The sequence below is a fragment of the Paenibacillus sp. FSL H7-689 genome (assembly GCF_000517905.1).
In the GTDB taxonomy this organism is placed as follows: domain Bacteria; phylum Bacillota; class Bacilli; order Paenibacillales; family Paenibacillaceae; genus Paenibacillus; species Paenibacillus amylolyticus.
Map to the genome: position 1 here is coordinate 297838 of NZ_ASPU01000002.1, position 17867 is coordinate 315704.

Below are 17867 nucleotides of genomic sequence, written 5' to 3' on the forward strand. Positions count from 1 at the left end.
ATATAAATACACTTACCTTCACCCAATAATATGAATAACTCCGTTTTTAGCACGCATTAAAATAGCTCCAGCTGCTCCGGTCCTTCTTCCTTCTCCGGTTCAGAACGGTCAGGAAAAGGCTTCACCGGCTGATCCAGCAGGTCCATCATCATCTGGGCATTCGCTGCTGCATCGCCACCGGAGTTGTTATTAAAAATAACATAGACATCCTTGCTCTGCTCCTGCAATTGCTCCAGATACCCTTTCCATTCCAACAATTCTTCCTTGTTGTAACGGTACAGGTAACGGGTCTCGCGCCAATTAGGCGCACCATTCTGATGCCACCCGGACACATTACGTCCGTGCATGCGAACCAGTGTCATCTCGGAATCCGTCGCCTGTGGTACGATGGGGATAGAACCTAGACCTGCCTGAGGTTCGTCACAGACGCTGTGAATCCAGCCTTGCTCTTTCAGGAACGAAAGCGTCCGCTCGCGCATGTCACCTTCATACCAGCTACGATGACGGAATTCCAGGGCACACGGAATGCCCTCCATTCGAAGTTTTACTTCACGAAGCTCTTTCACGTTGTCCTTATTGCACTCAAACCAAGGCGGATATTGAAACAAGGCTGCCTGCATCTTGTCGGCTTCAATGACCGGTTCCAGTGATTCCCGAAAAGCCTTATACATCTCCGACGTGCTGGTGAAGTAGGGCTTGCCCCGCAGATGTCCGGTCATTCCCTGATAGGCTTTGATGATAAAAGCAAAGGATTCGGGCGTCTCTGCAGCCCACCGTGCCATTCGATCCCGCGGCTGAACGGCGTAGAAAGAACTATCCACCTCCACGGTGGAGAAGTACTGTCCGTATAGACTGAGCTTGTCTTTGGCTTTGGTACGGTTTGGATAGAGATCTTCCTGATCCCCCCATCCGGTAAGTCCGATGCGAATCATCAGAACACCTCCTGTTGCTTTTTGAACAACCTCTTATAATTAACCGATTTGCAGGCATATGTCTAACATTATATCGTGTGCATTTTGGCTCTTCAATGTTGGAAAATTACTGGATTTTTTTGAGTTTGCAGAATAAAGACGTTACAATACATTAAAGCTAGTGGAAATGATCAGGCCTGTACATAGCGTACTACAGATAGAGAGCCAGTGACCAAGTGGAGGGCGAGAATGGATGACGGAATGGTATAAAAAGAGTTTTGGAGAAGATTATCTGCTCGTATACAAGCACCGGGATGTGCAGGGTGCCCATCAGGAAGTACATAAAATGATTAATTGGTTGAAGCTTGAGCCCAATTCTGAAGTATTGGATCTATGCTGCGGTATGGGACGGCACTCCATGGCACTTGCTGACGCAGGATTGCGAGTGACCGGAGTTGATCTGTCCGATGTGCTTCTACATGAAGCGCGCCTAATGGACACCGAACATCGAGTATCGTGGTGTCATGCGGACATGCGTGAACTGCCGCTGAAAGGTGGCTTCGACGCTGTAGTTAATCTGTTCACATTGTTTGGTTATTTCCTGGAGGACGGAGAACAACTGAAAGTATTACGTGCCATTCATCGCATGCTTCGCCCGGGTGGCAGCTATATTATTGATTTTATGAATACAGCTTTGATGTCCATGACAGAGGACATACACCGCGTCAAAACTAACATGTCGTTTCCCTTGCGATGGGTCAATTTATGTGTTGTCTGAACCGAATGGAACGATTACCAATATAGATCCGGGACCACGTAATAGAAGAGAGCAGATGATTTTGTCATCTGCTCTTTTCATCCAGTGTCCATTAAAGCGTGTTATTGTACAATACAGCTATTAGAATTTTCTCCACTTAAACTCTTTCTTAACTTCTTCCACTTCATCAGGATAGGTGTCTTTCAATGATCCGATCGAGCTTCTCAGCGTATTAGCCACGTTCTTATTCTTCTTAAGAATATCAAGTGAAAGAATGGATCTCTGATCTTTCAGAAGTAAGAGAGTGTCTAAAGTTTCTTTTTTAGGAATATCAAGATCATCTCTGGTGCGTGCAGCTTTTAATAAAGCAAACATAGTCCATTTGTCCATTTCTTTTATGATTTTTAAAATGGATTTTTGGAACCAACTATTAAGTTTTTGTTCATCAACTTTTTGGATAGTTGTCATTACTATTTTCTGAGAGATATTATCTTTAAAATTCCAGGTGCTGAGTTCGTCTATATATTTCAAACTTGGTTTTATTTCAATCATGTTTGCTAGTTCGATGCCAAACTCATTTCGACTATCAATAGAATCATATTTTTCCAGATAGGTCTTTCTTTCTTCGAGATTAAAGAAATCCCATCTACGGATAGCAATATCTCGATGATATTCACTTTCTGAATTATGATGTGTAATGAAAAAATCAATATACGTCTCATTATCAAGTTCTAATTTTTTGCCTAATGTAATTAGTAATGAATCCATTGTATCAGGATCAAGATGATCTATAAGTTTTTCTTGAATAGCCTTTTCTAAGAAGGATTTCCAATCAATTTGTTCACTATTTAATAATCGATTTAGTATTAGATTGATGTAAATGGTGTGATTGTTTCGGTAGTTAGTATAAGCAACTCCTAAAAATCCATTTCGTACCTTCAATAAATCAAAGATTGAGAGTACGGTCCAATCAGCAAGGTCATCATTGATTTTTAGAAACGATACAAGCAGATCAGCCCTATCCTCTGCTACGATCGGCGGCCATTGAAGCCAAATAGTTGTTGCATCTGGAGGGAAAAATTCTGCAATTAATGATTGGAGTTTTTCTGCCCATAAAGAGTCAGTAACTAGCAGATCTATTATAGTATTTGCTGTGGTTCTTCTATGATTATTTGAAGCATCGGTTAGTTCGCCTTTGATTATAGTAACAATACTATCAAGTCTCTTCTTGATAACTGCGGAACGTCTCGATATAATTTCTGTCCCCAATTTCAATATTTTCTCTTCTAATGCAAATGAAAAAATATCACATGCAAAACTTGCAATCCCGGGGGCATCCGACCATTTATCCATTAAACTAAATGTTTTTTCTTCATCTTCTTTCCACCATGAGGAGAAAATGTTACGAACACGGCTTGAAATAGCTTTGTATTCGAGTTCATCAAATTGACTTGCAATGTAATTAAGATCTTCCTCAGTAAATCCAGAAAAATTTATTGAGTCCATCAGATCTAATATTGAATTCATGTCTGCTTGCTTAGAATCAGATACCTCATATAACTCACACCATAAAGTACCAACGCCCTCTAAGTAGGTAGGATTCTTGAAATTAAATGCAGCAAGCAGTTCATTTATAATAGATGTTGTCAAAAGTCCCTCAGTTTTTTGCGCCCATATAGGAAGCAAAGTAGCCAATGGAATATCCGGTAGGTCGTCGGATGTAACTGCATTTAAAATAGTATTGATCCAATCAAATGTTTGATTCCTTAAGATTGAATTATTATGGCTAATACTAGGTAGTTTATTGACAGCAATATGGGATTTATTTTCACTCTTTAACGTAGATATAATGCCTTGGCCAATTTTAGATAAGCCTAGGTTGGTTACATAGTTTGGATGTTCAACCCATAAATTGAATATTAATTCATGGTTAACTTCATCAGAAATCGCTTGGCCATAAGTTTTCCACACGAAATCTCCACATTGTAATTTCTCGAGACCTAAGCAAATGTCTAAAGTAGCAAGCTCAAAAAAATCATCTGTGTGTGTTATATTCTCAACTATAATTTTTTCCCAACGGTTTAGATCTATTTCTTTTATGAATTTTAAGGCTTCTTGATCTGCAAAAAGGACTTTTAAGACATTGCCAGCAAAGATGTTACTTGTAGTATCGATGTCTTCTAATGTTGAAGACAAGACAATTTGCATATCCTCGAATGAAAGTTTATAAAATTCCTCATGAAACTCATCATCTTGTCCATTCAGAAGATATTCTTTCGTATTTTCAAGTTCAGGTCTTCCTGTTAAAGGATTGAGTAACTGATTGTTGAAATAAATGAAAGGACGAGGATCAGCGGGCATATTACCTTTAACTCGGGAAAGAAATGCCTCGAGATCATGAGTTGATTCGTCAGAATTTTCGTTTTCTTCAAGGGGTGGTTCATCTTGATAATAGATTTTTCTGATTTGATCTTTTATAGGTTTTTGAATTATAAATGGATTTTGACTAACTGCATGATAATAGTTTGGGAAATCGGTCTTCAAAACAGTGAAAATGGCAATATGATTAGAATGTTTACTAAGAAATTCTACGCCAGCTTCAGCATCACGTTTAAGTGCTAAGTACCAGTCAAAAGCATAGGCATTTAAGATCTTCTTTACTTGTCTTGGAGTTCGGACTCCAGTGTGAATTAGTATCCCTAATAGCCTGTCCACAGGTATGTTTTCATCTAGCGTCCACTTCACCTGTTGTTCCGAAAGTATGTTTTTTGCATATGTTCTCATATTGACTTTTTCTACATGTGGTAGATGGAGTTGTAAATCAAATGTTTTATTTAAGAATTCACTTACAGAAAGATTAGACATCTTTTTTTCATTGAATGCGGAAGATATCCCTTCTAACAAGACCTCTTCATCACAGGGAACAATAAAAGCACATTGATTTGAACGTAAGAAGGTTTTAATGGTATTTAAAGCAGCAACGAGTTGCTTTGGAGGAAGCCTATCTAAATCATCAAAAACCAGAATTAATTTCTTACCTTTATTGGCTTTAAGATATTCACTGACCGCACTTTCAAAGCGATGCTCAAATTGATCTCCATGCAGGAGAGCTAGTTCTTTTTGTTGCGTTTGATAAGTAAGTTCTAACCCATTTTTGTTTAGAAGGTTATTCGCAATTAAAATGGCCAATAAGGAAGTTGTGCTTGTAAATGAAAGTGCCCAAGGGTCTTTGAAATTGAACAACCATTCGTACAGAACAGTTACAATAATGAGTGTTATTACATATAGAAGTATAATTATTCCATGCTTTTTCCATAACTCTTTCTGAAATATTGACCATACTCCAGATGTTTTTTTTATTTGTTGTATAGTAGTTTCGTGACTTATTCCTTCTTTTTTTTCCACTTTCAATTCTGCTTCTACTTCTCTTACAATCTTTCTATGTAAAGAAGGAGCATCATCTGCAAATTTCCACACATTGATAAACTTCAATAAGTATTTGCGTTCGCTTTTTCTCTCGGCATTTACCTTGGTTTCAAGCAGCCGTAAGACTGAGGTTTTACCTGTTCCCCATGAACCCATTAAACCAATGTGTAAGGGGAGTTGCCCTTCTTCTAATAGTTCGTAAATGATATCGGCCATCTGACCATACTGGAACTTATCTTCTTTTCTATTGGTGACTGGTGAATCTTGTAAATATAGAGGTGTTTTATTTACTATTTTCTTCCGTCCGACAGGATTCTGAAAAGGAAAGCTTTTAATTATATTTTTAATAGTATTTTTCCTCATTTTTATGTGCCCTCTTTTTTTGATAGTGGTAATTCTCAATATTACCATTATATTGTTTAGGTTTGCCGATATCATTATTTAATTTTGCTAAATGGAAGTTAGCTGCAAGATAGATGCAAAATAGATGCAAAATTAGATTTACTCATTCACTTTTATTTTTGTGTTTAATCCACTAGAATATGTATAAAACTATTAGGAGGGATTGTGTGTTCGATACAAAAGATCTGCTGATGAGAGCAGTCCATGAAGGTGTCTTTGATAATAAAACTATTAAGCGCTTCTCAGGTGAATATAAAAGAACCTACAGATTATTGATGATCCAGTGTTGGTGTTCAAGTTTCTTTAATGATAGGTCAAAGTTTTATGAAGCGTTCCAGGAAATTAAAAGGTTATATAGAGCACTGAATACTAGTACCGTAGGTCAAATAAATAAACAAGTCTTAAGTCAGATAAATCAAAATTGTGCAATATATTTAACTGATAATTGTGGTATGAAAATAAAGGATAAAGACAAAACATATGAGGACGATTACTTGCTTGAAAGCAATATACAGCAAGCAGCAGATTTTTTAATCAAGTACAAAGATAATTTAATGCAGAATAAACCAATAACATTATACAGATATTCAGAGATTAGTTCATTCTGGGATTTAAGCGATCAATATAAGGAAAATAAATTATTAGAACATCATTGGTTTGACTTTAGAGCGTTTGAAATGCCTCAACCAATATTCACTTTTCCTGAATATTTTGCTTATGCTGATTTAATTAATCTTTGGAATGACACCATTAAAAAAATGAATGACACCCTGACTAAAGGATATAATTCAAAAGTAGCTGAAACTAGAGAACTAAGATTCTCATATTTTTCTTCCTTGCGAACGGTAGCTATTTTAGGTGTTCATTTTATGGAAACTTACCTATATTATCTGTACTATAATTTAAGGAGTCTTAAAAAGTTTCCAGAAAACACATTACTCAACAGGAAAGATATTAGATCAATAAATGATAAACAGATTATTGAGGAATTGTTATTCATAGAATTTCCCTCATTACAAGCGAACATTGTACCGTTATATCAAAAGTATCAAGAGACACTTAGAGATAGAGATGCATTTGTACATATTTCCGCATTTACTGAGGATCATTCAGGTGCTTCAAAAATGCAAAGGCTAGTGAATATAGATATCAACGATGTAATTAATGATTTAGACAATATAATTAACATGATTGAATTAATTGAAGCAGGTATTGGAGAAGATAGTATTTTATTTTGGTGGGACTTATTTGAAAGACCTGTTTTTAAAAGGAAAACTTATATCAGTCCTCTTCGTAAATAGAACAACTGATCTACAATTAGTTTTTAATTATATAAGGAGTGGTTTAATGTTGAAACCCGGTGAAATTGTTAAATTTAATAGTATGAAGCATTTCAAACACATATCGACTTTAGGATCTGGTGGCACAGGTGATGCACATTTATTTAAAGATGAAACCACCGATATGTTGTTTGCTTTTAAAAAGTATTCACCTAAAGGCAGTAATGATAATGATGATACATTTAAACGTTTTGTGGACGAAATTAAGATATTATTCACTTTGTCTCATGAGAATATAGTTAGAGTATACAATTATTATTTATACCCTGAAGCTAAGTCTGGATATCTTCAAATGGAGTATGTAGAAGGAGTATCAATTGATCAATTTGAACCTTACCATAGATCCTTTTGGGAAGATATTTTCAAGGATGTCATATATGTTTTTGAATATTTGGAAGAGAATCAGATATTGCATAGAGACATACGACCTTCAAATATTCTGATAGATAAAAATGATAAATTAAAAATAATTGATTTCGGATTCGGAAAAAAATTAGAAATTGAAGAAAGAGAAGGAAGAAGTGTCTTCCTTAACTGGCCTGTTTCACAACTACCAGTGGAAACCCAACTTGAAGGAATATATAGTCACCAAACTGAAATTTTCTTTGTAGGTAAATTGTTCCAAAATTTATTTAAAAATAAGGGCATAGAGGATTTTAAATATAATTATATCATTGAAAAAATGATAAAAATTGATCCGAGTACTCGTTATAGATCTTTTCCTGAGATTGCTCAAACCATATCTGCAGGGGTAATGAGTGAGATAAATTTCACTACAAGGGAAAAAGAAATTTATCAGTACTTTGCTGATACTTTATTTAGTCATATAAGCTCTTTGTACGATAAATATGATCCCATAATTGATATAGATGTTATCTTAGACAAACTAGCTAACTTAATACGAAACAGTTCACTTGAGACATATATACAACATAATTCACAATTAATTAATTGTTTTATTAAAGGTGTTTATAAGTATAAAAAGAATATTGATATTCAAGTTGCTACTGTGAAAAAATTCTATGAGTTTTTAGTGAAGTTAGATAGCGATAAACAAAAAATTGTAATCGATAATATACGTACGCGTTTAGCGAATATAAATATTATTATTACTGATGATCTTCCTTTCTGATCAGATGTAAGATAATAAATAGAAAACAACCTACCTGAATTTATCTAGGTAGGTTGTTTTCTATTTATGAGAATCAATTGTGTTTAAAACGTTACTTGTCAACTGTTGAATCATCTGAATATCATGAAAAATATGATTCAGTAAATCATAAAATATAAAAGGTACTAATACCTTAACGGCTAAAGTACCGAATTTTTTGTTCCTTTTTTAGAGGGGATTCGGTTCCTTTGCCGTATTAACATCTATATTATCTTTTAAGTCGGTTGAAGGTTGTACTCTCAACCAAAAGGATTTTATCCATATTTTATAATCATATAATTGACTTTAAGGTAATGATCAATCTCGTTAAAAAGGAAAGATAGAATATAGTTCTTACATGTGATAAATTCAAATGATATTATAGCTAACCAATATCATTAACTTAGGAAAGGAACATTACTCATGAAAAATCGGATGTTAGACGGAAAAGAAAAACAGAGTATAGTCAAACTCTTAAAAAGAGACAGAAATGAGCAAATAGACATTCTAGATTGCATCGAGGGTCTAAACAAAGATGAACGGGATTTGTTACTAGCGAATGATGAGTTTCTTCCATATTTCACTTCAGGGGAACATTCTCAATCTAGATATTACGTTAGTGATGAAGCAGAGGTATTTGTCTGTGAAGCGATAAAGCAGTTTTTGATTCAACGAAAATTGCCTGACGATATAAGTCAGGTGAATATTTTAAAGCTCCTTTCAATTCTTTTCTCAAGAGATCATACAACATCATTCACTGAGTATAGAGACATTATTCTTAATGTTAGTTACACCGAGTTCAGAAAACTTACACAAGAACGTAAAGAATTTTTACATAAACTCCATGAGAAATATAAAAATTATTACAATCAGAATAGGGAATTATACCAAAATGTACAACATCAATATCAAAAAATGCTAATTAAAAATAACATGGATAGTTTGACAAAGTTGAAAAAAGCTTCAGAAGAACAATTAAAAGAGAATAAACTTATATCCCATGTATCATGGAAGTTGTCAAAGTTCAACGTACGTCAATATGATTTTCTTAACAATGATCCTTATTTCGCACCAGCAGAGTTGTACTCACCAAAAATTCTTGATCAAAGGTTTAGATGGATGCTACATTTGCCCCCAGCTGAATATTTTAAGTTATTGTCAACAAATGATATATCTGTTTTAGAAAAGGACATACCTGCGTCGATGAATTATTTAGAAGAATATCTTAAAGATAATGAATTTAACCTAGAGGTTAAAATTCACGTAGAAGCTATAGTTGAAGCAATTGATTCTTATAAAATGGGATTCAAAAGAGCAGCCATAACGTTAATGCTCCGTGAAAACGAAGGACTCGTTTGGGACTTGGCTCGCCAGATAGCAGATAAGAATAACATAAGTTTTAGTAAGGAAAAGAAACAAATTAAGATAGAGCAGTCTGCTTCTCCTAAAAATATATCATCATTGCCGATGTTGTTAGCTATTACAGAATGGCCTAAAATTTTTAAAGATCCACTAAAAGAAGGTGGGAAATTGAGGTTGGGTGAACGATTAGGGTACCTATCTATTGATTACTCGCATGAACGAAATCTGATCGTACATGGAATTAGCGATGATTATTATAGTAATTGGAAATGGTTTGAACTTCTTTCAGCGTGTGTAGACATATTACAAGCATTTGAAGAACTTGAGGAGGAGAATTAGCAAGGAACTGAATTTATTAAATAAGAAGGTGGCCCAGAATAAAGATTCTGGGCTACCTTCTTTATTTGAACGTTCTTCTTATTAATTGAATTGATTAGAGTAATTATTACTCAATTATGTACATTTCTTAAGTTCCCAATGTTAATTATGTACATCTCAATAATATTGTACAATCTATAGACTGATATTTCCTCTTAGAAAATCAAGAGAAAATATAAAATTCTAATTATTGTACATATGATTTTATGCAGATACAGGTGGATATTGAAACAAGGCTGCTTGCATTTTACCAGCTTCAATGACGGGCTCCAGTGATTCCCGGAAAGCCTTATACATCTCTGACGTGCTGGTGAAGTATGGTTTGCCTCGCAGATGTCCGGTCATTCCCTGATAGGCTTTGATGATAAAAGCAAAGGATTCGGGCGTCTCGGCAGCCCATCGTGCCATTCGATCCCGCGGCTGAACGGCGTAGAAGGAACTATCCACCTCCACGGTGGAGAAGTACTGTCCGTATAGACTGAGCTTGTCTTTGGCTTTGGTGCGATTGGGGTAGAGATCCTCTTGATCCCCCCATCCCGTGAGTCCAATCTGAATCATGAATAACACCTCCTGCTGCTGCATCTGATGTCAGCATATTGCGTCCAACGATTTCTAACATTCGTTGGTTTGACAGCAGCATGCCTGTATATAAAGCTTCTACATATAGTTAACCGGTTTACAAGAGTGTGACTATGTTTAACATTATATCGTGTGGTTTCTGTGCGTTCAATGGAGGATAAGAGGGACCAATCTTTGAGTTTCAAAGGTAAAGACGATACAATCATTCTAAGATTAAGGGAATCAATCAGTAATGAATCAGTAATGAATCAGACCTTTATAACAAGGGATTACGGATAGCTGGGTTAGTGACCATCTGGAGGGCGAGATGTAATGACGGAATGGTATGAAAAGAGTTTTGGAGAAGATTATCTGCTCGTATACAAGCACCGGGATGTGCAGGGTGCCCATCAGGAAGTACATAAAATGATTAATTGGTTGAAGCTTGAGCCCAATTCTGAAGTATTGGATCTATGCTGCGGTATGGGACGGCACTCCATGGCACTTGCTGACGCAGGATTGCGAGTGACCGGAGTTGATCTGTCCGATGTGCTTCTACGTGAAGCGCGCCTAATGGACACTGAACACCGAGTATCTTGGTGTCATGCGGACATGCGTGAACTCCCGCTGAAAGGTGGCTTTGACGCTGTAGTTAATCTGTTCACATCGTTTGGTTACTTCCTGGAGGACGGAGAACAACTGAAAGTATTACGTGCCATTCATCGCATGCTTCGCCCGGGTGGCAGCTATATTATTGATTTTATGAATACGGCTTATGTAACTCGTCATCTGGTGCAACACTCCGTTCGAGAGGATGAAGGACAGCGTATTGAGGAGTATCGCAAGATTGAGGAAGGGTTTGTGCAAAAGGAAATTCGTATTACGGATACTGCATCCGGACATGAACCGCGGGTATATCAGGAACGTGTGAAGTTGTATACAAAGGATCAACTGAGTGAGCTGTTAAGTAAAGCTGAACTTCACGTAGATCAGGTACATGGCGGCTATGACGAAGAGAAATATGACGAGCAGACTTCTCCGCGCATGATTTTTGTTGGTCGTCGTCCTGTGGAGTGAACAGAGACAGTCTGGAAGGGGGATAACATGAAGCGCACAGAAGAGATGCCCATGACAGAGGGCATGCACCGGGTCAAGATCAGCATGTCGTTTCCCTTACGATGGGTGAACAGTTATGTGTTATCAGAATCGGATGGGAAGATAACTATTATAGATCCGGGACCGCGTAATTCGGAAACAGAACAGGAGTGGAGTGAAGCGCTGGCAGATCTCGGCCTGACCTTTAGCGATATTCATCAAATTGTACTCACCCACCATCACCCCGATCATCTTGGGTTGTCGGGTTGGATGCAACAGATGACGGGGGCACCCGTTCGAATGTCCACACGCTCCCGCCAAGAGGCCGATTATATGTGGGGATCTGATTCACGCATCAATACAATATTACCTGATTATTATGGTCGTCATGGTATGCCGGAAGACAATACTGAGCAGATACATGAACATATGAAGGCATTTACTTCGCAGATCACACCACTTCCGAAGGTGACACCCATTGAAGATGGCGAGTGGCTTAATATGGGCGGGAAACGTTGGGTTGCTGTGGAGACGGGTGGACATGCCCCAGGCCATTTATCCTTTTATGCGCCGGAGTCCATGGAGATTCTGTGCGGAGATGCAGTTTTGCCACAGATTTCACCGAATATTAGTCTGCAACCCGGCAGTGACCCTCAGCCATTATTATCTTATATGGAAGGATTGCAACGTCTCGGGGAGCTGAATGTCAAACAGGCGTATCCAGGGCATCGGAATCCTTTTGCCCAGTTCACCGAACGGACAGTTCAATTGCTGGCTCATCACGAGGAACGTCTTCAGAAGATGACGGAACGAATTCAGGAGTCACCGGCGAATGCTTATGACATCTGTGTGCACATGTTTGGCAATCGGCTGGGTACCCATCAACTGCGGTTTGCCATGAGTGAGACGTTAGCCCATTTGCAGGAGTTAATTCGACGCGAACTAGTGAAGCAAGAGCAGCAACCGGATGGCACGTTCTATTTTCAAATCTAAACGGAATGATGATATCGATATGAAATGATAATACGATCTTATATAGAGGCTCGGGACAGGAAATTCACCTGTTCTGGGCCTTTTTAGCCTCTCTTAACGGTTCATTCATCTATTTTTAAGCCAGCGCGCCTATGATACATCTATGAACTTCGCTAGGGCATGTCTTGAGACACACCCTAAAGAAAGCAGGGAAGAGCGATGACCAGAAGAAAACGGAATCAATGGAGAAAATGGCAAGCTTCAGCGGCAGCAACGTTGACTGTGGCTGCACTTTTTCAATATGTAAGAACTTCGGATGCCTTTGATGTGGCCTATGCAGCAGCAAATGGCACAGATACAAGCGTTACTGCTTCAAGCCAAGTGGATACGCATGATGATGTGATGGATGAATGGATCAACAGTACAACGGACAGCAACAACTGGAACACGCAGGACAATGACAATAATGATAGTCAATATAATGGAACATCCGATAGCACACAAGCAGCTCGGCCAGATCAGAGCTCGAGTAACGAGGGGAATTATTCAGATTCTCAGCGTATCGGGCAAAATAACCAGGGTACAGACTCCGGATACAGCAGTGGCAACTATCAGTCACGTACAGGTGCATCATGAGCCGCACGGAGCAAGTTGCTCGTCCGCTCCGATTTCAATTCCGTGCGATGAACACGGATGTTGAAGTGCAACTGTCAGCTGGGCGGGAAGAAGCTGAACATGCAGCAACCGTGGTGAAGAATTGGTTTGAGACGCAGGAGCAGCGCTTCAGCCGATTTGTTGCAGACAGTGAACTGAATCGTTTGAATGCTTCAACCGGATGGATGCCCATCTCCGCTGCGATGGATGAAGTTTTGAGTTTGGCCTATGGATATATTGGCCTGACCGAAGGGATTTTTCAACCGGGTATCTCGCAGGCTCTTCAGGCTTCGGGATATGATCTAAGCTTCGAGAAGGTGCAGCAACGACAATTGAAACGTCCATTAATTGAACGTGTATTGCGAACGAGAACACCTGAATCATCAGGCTGGATGGAAGATCGATATGACCACAGCCGTCCGAGCTGGATTCAGCGGGAAGGTAGCCGGATGGTTCATCTGGACCCCGGAGCTGAGTTGGACTTAGGAGGCATTGTTAAGGGCTGGGCAGTAGAGCGTATCGCAGACTGGTTGCAGCGAACATTGCATATTCCAGCGGGTTTGATTAACGCGGGTGGAGATATTCAAGTATGGGGTTCACCAGACCATTCCCAATGGACCTTGCAAGTAGCAGATCCTTTGCAGAATCAGGGTGCTATGTCGGGAGCGATCCGTTTACAGCGAGGAGCTGTTGCCACTTCGGGTATTTCCCGCAGACAATGGCAGAATACGGATGGAAGCTTTGCACACCACCTCATTGACCCCCGGACGATGGAGCCGGCAGATACGGACGTATTGCAGTGTACCGTTCTGGGACAGCATGCTTCGCAATGCGAGATCATTGCCAAGACGGTATGCATTCTGGGGAGTGCCGAGGCGGTGGGCTGGTTAAACCGACATTACGATCGGCATGACGTCCTGTGGATGACACGGGATGGGAGTAATTATTTTAGAGGGAATACGGATACGCTTGCTGAGCACTGGCCCGGTTTTGATCCGGATCATCGCTTCAGTCTATTATAAACGAGGACAAGTCTAACAGATATGGGGGAGCCGGTTATGGTACAATGGATTGTAGATTACCTGCCAACGTGGAATATCATTCGAATTAGTGGAATTGCTGCTTATGTGTTGCTCTTTGCCGGTGTGTTTCTGGGTATTGCGCAAGGGATGCCTATGGCCAAAGGCAAACCAAAAGCAGCCATGTTCAAATGGCATACCCGAACGACCTGGCTCGCCTTCGGACTTGGACTCGTGCACGCATTAACGTTATATATTGATCATTACAGCCCATTTACCTGGGGAGAACTTCTGATTCCTTTTACCGCCTCCGTACATCCGATCGGCAGTGGTCTGGGAACGTTAGCCTTCTACGGATTAGTGATTGTCCTGTTATCCAGTGATCTGCGGAACAAGCTGGGCCGTAAATGGTGGTTCATGTTCCACATGTTGTCCTATCCGGTGTTCATTGGTCTGCTGGTTCACGGCATGGTTACCGGAACGGATTCTGGCAACATCATCATGCGGATGATATATGTATTTACCGGACTCAGCATTCTCGGTATCACCGTGCTACGTGGCATGTTGCGAGAGCGTAAAGGCCCGGAAATCACGATTGGACCGAAACGTGCAACATCTGGTTCACCTTCCGAGCAGAATTGGGTTGAAGGTTTTGGTTTGGTGGGAACGGTACGACCTAAACATCTGAAATAATAACATGTGGATTATCCAATATGTATCGTTACACATGCAAAAAAGCGGCCATCAGGCCGCTTTTTCCATGAACAGTTATTTCCATGAACAGTCATTTCACGAAGCATCCATACACATGTCCATTATTCCACATGACCTCAGATATGAAACGAGTTACACATTATACAGCGTCATCACTGACAGGTTTTTCTCCCAGTGCTTCTTCAAGCTCGGATTGTTTGCGATGGGCGATCCGACTGCTCGCTGCTGATGCAATCGCACCGACAATATCATCGAAGAACGTGTGGACAGGGCCTAGGCTCTTGTCATTCAGTCGTTCAAGCACCCCTGGTTTCAGCTTGTCCACATAACCATAATTCGTAAATCCAATGCTGCCATATACATTGACGATGGAGAATGCCAAAATCTCATCCACGCCATACAATCCTTCATCGTTCTCAATCATCTCCTGCAAAGGAGATATGAGCTGCCCCTGTTCTGCCAGAATATCAAGCTGAATTCCGGTCAAAACAGCGTTCTGTACCTCACGTTTACGGAGAACCATCTCCACATTTTCGATACATTCTTCCATCGTAAGACCTGGATAATATTTTTGTTGCAATAACATGACCAGCTCTGCGATCTCAGGGATCGTGACGCCCCGCTTATGCAGCCATTCCCTTGTTGCCTCCGCCACCTTGCGGCTATTCAGGCTGTAAGGGATTTTTTCTTGCTCAGGATGTTCCATGGGCGATTCCTCCTCTGAAGTTAGCAATGTCCCTACTCTTGCTTCCTAATACGTTATTAACCTGGTTTACGTTTCTTTAAGATAATAAAATTATAAGTTTCAGTGAAGTTGAACAATTCGATTAACACATGAAAAATTTCAGCTAAAAACGGTCTGCCTTCCGTGAAAGTGCGTTGATAGACATTTTTCTTATTATCTTTTAGTTATTTTTTGGACAAAGGCTCGTATACATGGTAGTACAAACTGTAAAAATGATGAGGGGGAACGTGATCATGAGAAAGATCCATTCTTTGCGTACGGTATCGGCAGCAGCGCTGCTGAGTATTCCTATGGTATTGTCAGGCTGCGGCATGTTTGGAGCACAGTCTTCCGAAGCTGTTGATCCACCACCGCCCATCCAGGAAGCAGCTATGATTCAAGCGGCCGAAGGGAATGGAGCACTCGCAATGCTCCCGTTAACGACGGTATATCTGCAAGACCAGCAGGGGCTGCTCGCTCCGGTATCCCTGACACTTCCTTCTGGAACAGACGCAAGCAGTCCAAAGACAGCTCTGGATACACTTGTCACAGGCGGGGCCTATGCGGGTATGCTGCCTGAAGGATTCCAGGGCGTTCTCCCGCAGGGAACGGTTGTGCAGAATGTAACGATTCACGCGGATGACAAGCTGGCGGTTGTTGAGTTCTCGGGTAATTTTGCCAAGTATGATGCAAAGGAAGAACGGAAAATGCTAGAAGCTGTCACGTGGACATTGACGGGAACACCTGATGTGGAGAATGTGCAGATCTGGGTGGATGGCAAAAAGTTAACGCAAATGCCGGTAAACAGCACGCCGCTGCCTGAACCGCTGAATCGGGCTGTGGGAATCAATCTGGATCTGGGTGATACGTTTGTGACCAACAGCAGCCCGGTCACGGTCTATTTCTCCGCTGCTTCACCAGCAGGCATCCAATATTATGTTCCGGTGACACGTCTGGTTACACCTGGTGAAGATCGGGTGCAGGCAGCATTGAACGAACTCATCAAAGGACCTGACAAAGATGGAGAACTGGAAGAGGTCATGACAGGCGGAACGGAGCTGCAATCGGTCAAAACGGCAGAGGATGGCACGGTCACGGTTGCCTTGAAAGATGATATGTTTGCCGAAGGGGATATCGTGCCAAGCGAGCTGTTACAATCTGTCGTATTAACCACTGCGGAGAACACAGCCAGCAAGGATGCCAAAGTACAGATCGAGTGGAACGGCCAAAAAACGGTCATGGGTGACGACAACAGGGATTACAGTGCGCCGGTTTCCAAGCCTGAATATATCAACGAAATTCCGATTTAATGAACGAAGAATGCTTAAGGATGCTTTTAACCGAACTCTTTGGTAAAATATAAGGGATTCGTAAAAATACGTGTTCAAAAAGATCGGTTTTCAGTACCGAGAATATGGGATGAAGCTAGAAATGGAGTAGCGGAGCGTAGGCAAACTACGTGAGCAACTACAATGTTTCCGAAGGAAACATACTTCGTAAGCTTATGCTTATTAGGCTGAATTCCATATTCGATGCTGATGATGCCTTAAGGCATTTTTCGTAATCAAAAGCGAGCTTTTTGAACAATCTCTAAAAGTGTGAATAAGTTCAACATTACAGGATGCTTAAGTCGTAGGAGGCAGAAAATATGAGATCAAACGGACGAACCAGCGAACAGCTGCGCCCGCTGAATTTAACAGTGAACACGAATAAATACGCCGAGGGCTCTGTACTGATTGAAGTTGGAGATACAAAGGTGATCTGTACAGCTACAGTAGAGGAACGTGTACCTCCCTTTATGAAAGGGCAGGGTAAAGGCTGGGTAACAGCTGAATATTCCATGTTGCCACGTGCAACACATACCCGGAACCAACGTGAAGCCAATCGTGGCAAATTAACTGGACGCACCATGGAAATCCAGCGTCTGATTGGTCGGGCACTGCGCTCGGTAGTTAATCTGCAGGCTCTTGGTGAGCGTACCATTACCTTGGACTGTGATGTTATTCAAGCTGACGGAGGCACACGCACAACGTCCATTACCGGTGCATTTGTAGCGCTGGCACTTGCCGTGAACAAGATCTCCCAACAGCACAAACTGCAAGTATTCCCGATTACGGATTTCATTGCCGCAGTAAGTGTGGGTGTTGTGGGTGAACAGCCTGTACTGGATCTGAACTATGATGAAGATTCCAAAGCCAAGGTAGACATGAACTTGGTGATGACAGGTGGCGGTAAATACGTCGAGCTTCAGGGAACAGGTGAGGAAGCACCATTTGATCGCCGTGAGCTGAACGCCATGTTGGAACTGGGCGAGCAGGGGATTTTGGAGATGATTGAGCGTCAAAAAGAAGTGCTTGGACCGATTGCGCTCAAGATCGGCGCGCGTGGATTAGGGGAAGCCTAAG

The 17867-nt window shown here is 40.6% G+C and carries 13 protein-coding genes and 2 pseudogenes; 11 read left to right on the forward strand and 4 right to left on the reverse strand.

Annotation, left to right across the window (positions count from 1 at the left end; translation table 11 throughout):
• Positions 1–56: 56 nt before the first annotated feature.
• Positions 57–932 carry a DUF72 domain-containing protein gene (locus C170_RS01275; protein ID WP_036605866.1) on the reverse strand — a complete coding sequence of 292 codons (876 nt, stop codon included), beginning with the start codon at positions 930–932 and terminating at the stop codon, positions 57–59.
• A 232-nt stretch (positions 933–1164) separates the two neighbouring features.
• On the opposite strand from C170_RS01275, the pseudogene C170_RS01280 reads away from it, so the two are divergent.
• Positions 1165–1614 (forward strand): annotated as a pseudogene (locus tag C170_RS01280) (class I SAM-dependent methyltransferase); the annotation flags it as partial.
• A gap of 195 nt (positions 1615–1809) precedes the next feature.
• Here C170_RS01280 and C170_RS01285 read toward each other — a convergent pair.
• Positions 1810–5457, reverse strand: coding sequence for a P-loop NTPase fold protein (locus tag C170_RS01285; RefSeq protein ID WP_036605867.1), 3648 nt, complete (start codon positions 5455–5457; stop codon positions 1810–1812).
• Positions 5458–5663: 206 nt separating this feature from the next.
• On the opposite strand from C170_RS01285, the gene C170_RS01290 reads away from it, so the two are divergent.
• The 3 genes from C170_RS01290 (at position 5664) to C170_RS01300 (ending at position 9687) form a co-directional block, all read left to right on the forward strand.
• Entirely contained in the window at positions 5664–6797 is a 1134-nt protein-coding gene (locus C170_RS01290) for a hypothetical protein (protein ID WP_036605868.1), read from the forward strand.
• A gap of 46 nt (positions 6798–6843) precedes the next feature.
• Positions 6844–7968 (forward strand): protein kinase family protein, encoded by a 1125-nt coding sequence (locus C170_RS01295; protein WP_036605869.1) that lies wholly within the window; start codon positions 6844–6846, stop codon positions 7966–7968.
• 441 nt (positions 7969–8409) lie between these two features.
• Complete coding sequence (locus tag C170_RS01300; RefSeq protein WP_036605870.1) at positions 8410–9687, forward strand: hypothetical protein; 1278 nt, start codon at positions 8410–8412, stop codon at positions 9685–9687.
• Positions 9688–9942: 255 nt separating this feature from the next.
• Here C170_RS01300 and C170_RS01305 read toward each other — a convergent pair.
• Positions 9943–10284: pseudogene (locus tag C170_RS01305) on the reverse strand (DUF72 domain-containing protein); the annotation flags it as partial.
• A 333-nt stretch (positions 10285–10617) separates the two neighbouring features.
• Between C170_RS01305 and C170_RS01310 the strand changes: the two are divergent.
• The 5 genes from C170_RS01310 to C170_RS01330 all read left to right on the forward strand — a co-directional run bounded on the left by C170_RS01310 (position 10618) and on the right by C170_RS01330 (position 14717).
• Entirely contained in the window at positions 10618–11361 is a 744-nt protein-coding gene (locus C170_RS01310; RefSeq protein WP_036605871.1) for a class I SAM-dependent methyltransferase, read from the forward strand.
• A 27-nt stretch (positions 11362–11388) separates the two neighbouring features.
• Positions 11389–12372 carry an MBL fold metallo-hydrolase gene (locus C170_RS01315; RefSeq protein ID WP_036605872.1) on the forward strand — a complete coding sequence of 328 codons (984 nt, stop codon included), beginning with the start codon at positions 11389–11391 and terminating at the stop codon, positions 12370–12372.
• 198 nt (positions 12373–12570) lie between these two features.
• Entirely contained in the window at positions 12571–12987 is a 417-nt protein-coding gene (locus C170_RS01320; protein ID WP_036605873.1) for a hypothetical protein, read from the forward strand.
• On the forward strand, positions 12984–14027 hold the full coding sequence (locus tag C170_RS29875) for an FAD:protein FMN transferase (RefSeq protein ID WP_051446925.1): 1044 nt from the start codon (positions 12984–12986) through the stop codon (positions 14025–14027). The genes C170_RS01320 and C170_RS29875 overlap by 4 nt, the downstream gene beginning before the upstream one ends.
• A gap of 36 nt (positions 14028–14063) precedes the next feature.
• Entirely contained in the window at positions 14064–14717 is a 654-nt protein-coding gene (locus C170_RS01330) for a ferric reductase-like transmembrane domain-containing protein (RefSeq protein ID WP_051446926.1), read from the forward strand.
• A 160-nt stretch (positions 14718–14877) separates the two neighbouring features.
• On the opposite strand, the gene C170_RS01335 is transcribed toward C170_RS01330, so the two are convergent.
• Positions 14878–15444: a phosphatidylglycerophosphatase A family protein gene (locus C170_RS01335; protein WP_017692570.1), complete on the reverse strand. Its 567-nt coding sequence runs from the start codon at positions 15442–15444 to the stop codon at positions 14878–14880.
• Positions 15445–15716: 272 nt separating this feature from the next.
• Between C170_RS01335 and C170_RS01340 the strand changes: the two genes are divergently transcribed.
• Together C170_RS01340 and rph are read left to right on the forward strand one after the other, a co-directional pair.
• Positions 15717–16772, forward strand: coding sequence for a GerMN domain-containing protein (locus C170_RS01340; RefSeq protein WP_036605874.1), 1056 nt, complete (start codon positions 15717–15719; stop codon positions 16770–16772).
• 338 nt (positions 16773–17110) lie between these two features.
• Entirely contained in the window at positions 17111–17866 is a 756-nt protein-coding gene (rph, locus tag C170_RS01345; protein WP_017692572.1) for a ribonuclease PH, read from the forward strand.
• Position 17867 lies beyond the last annotated feature (1 nt).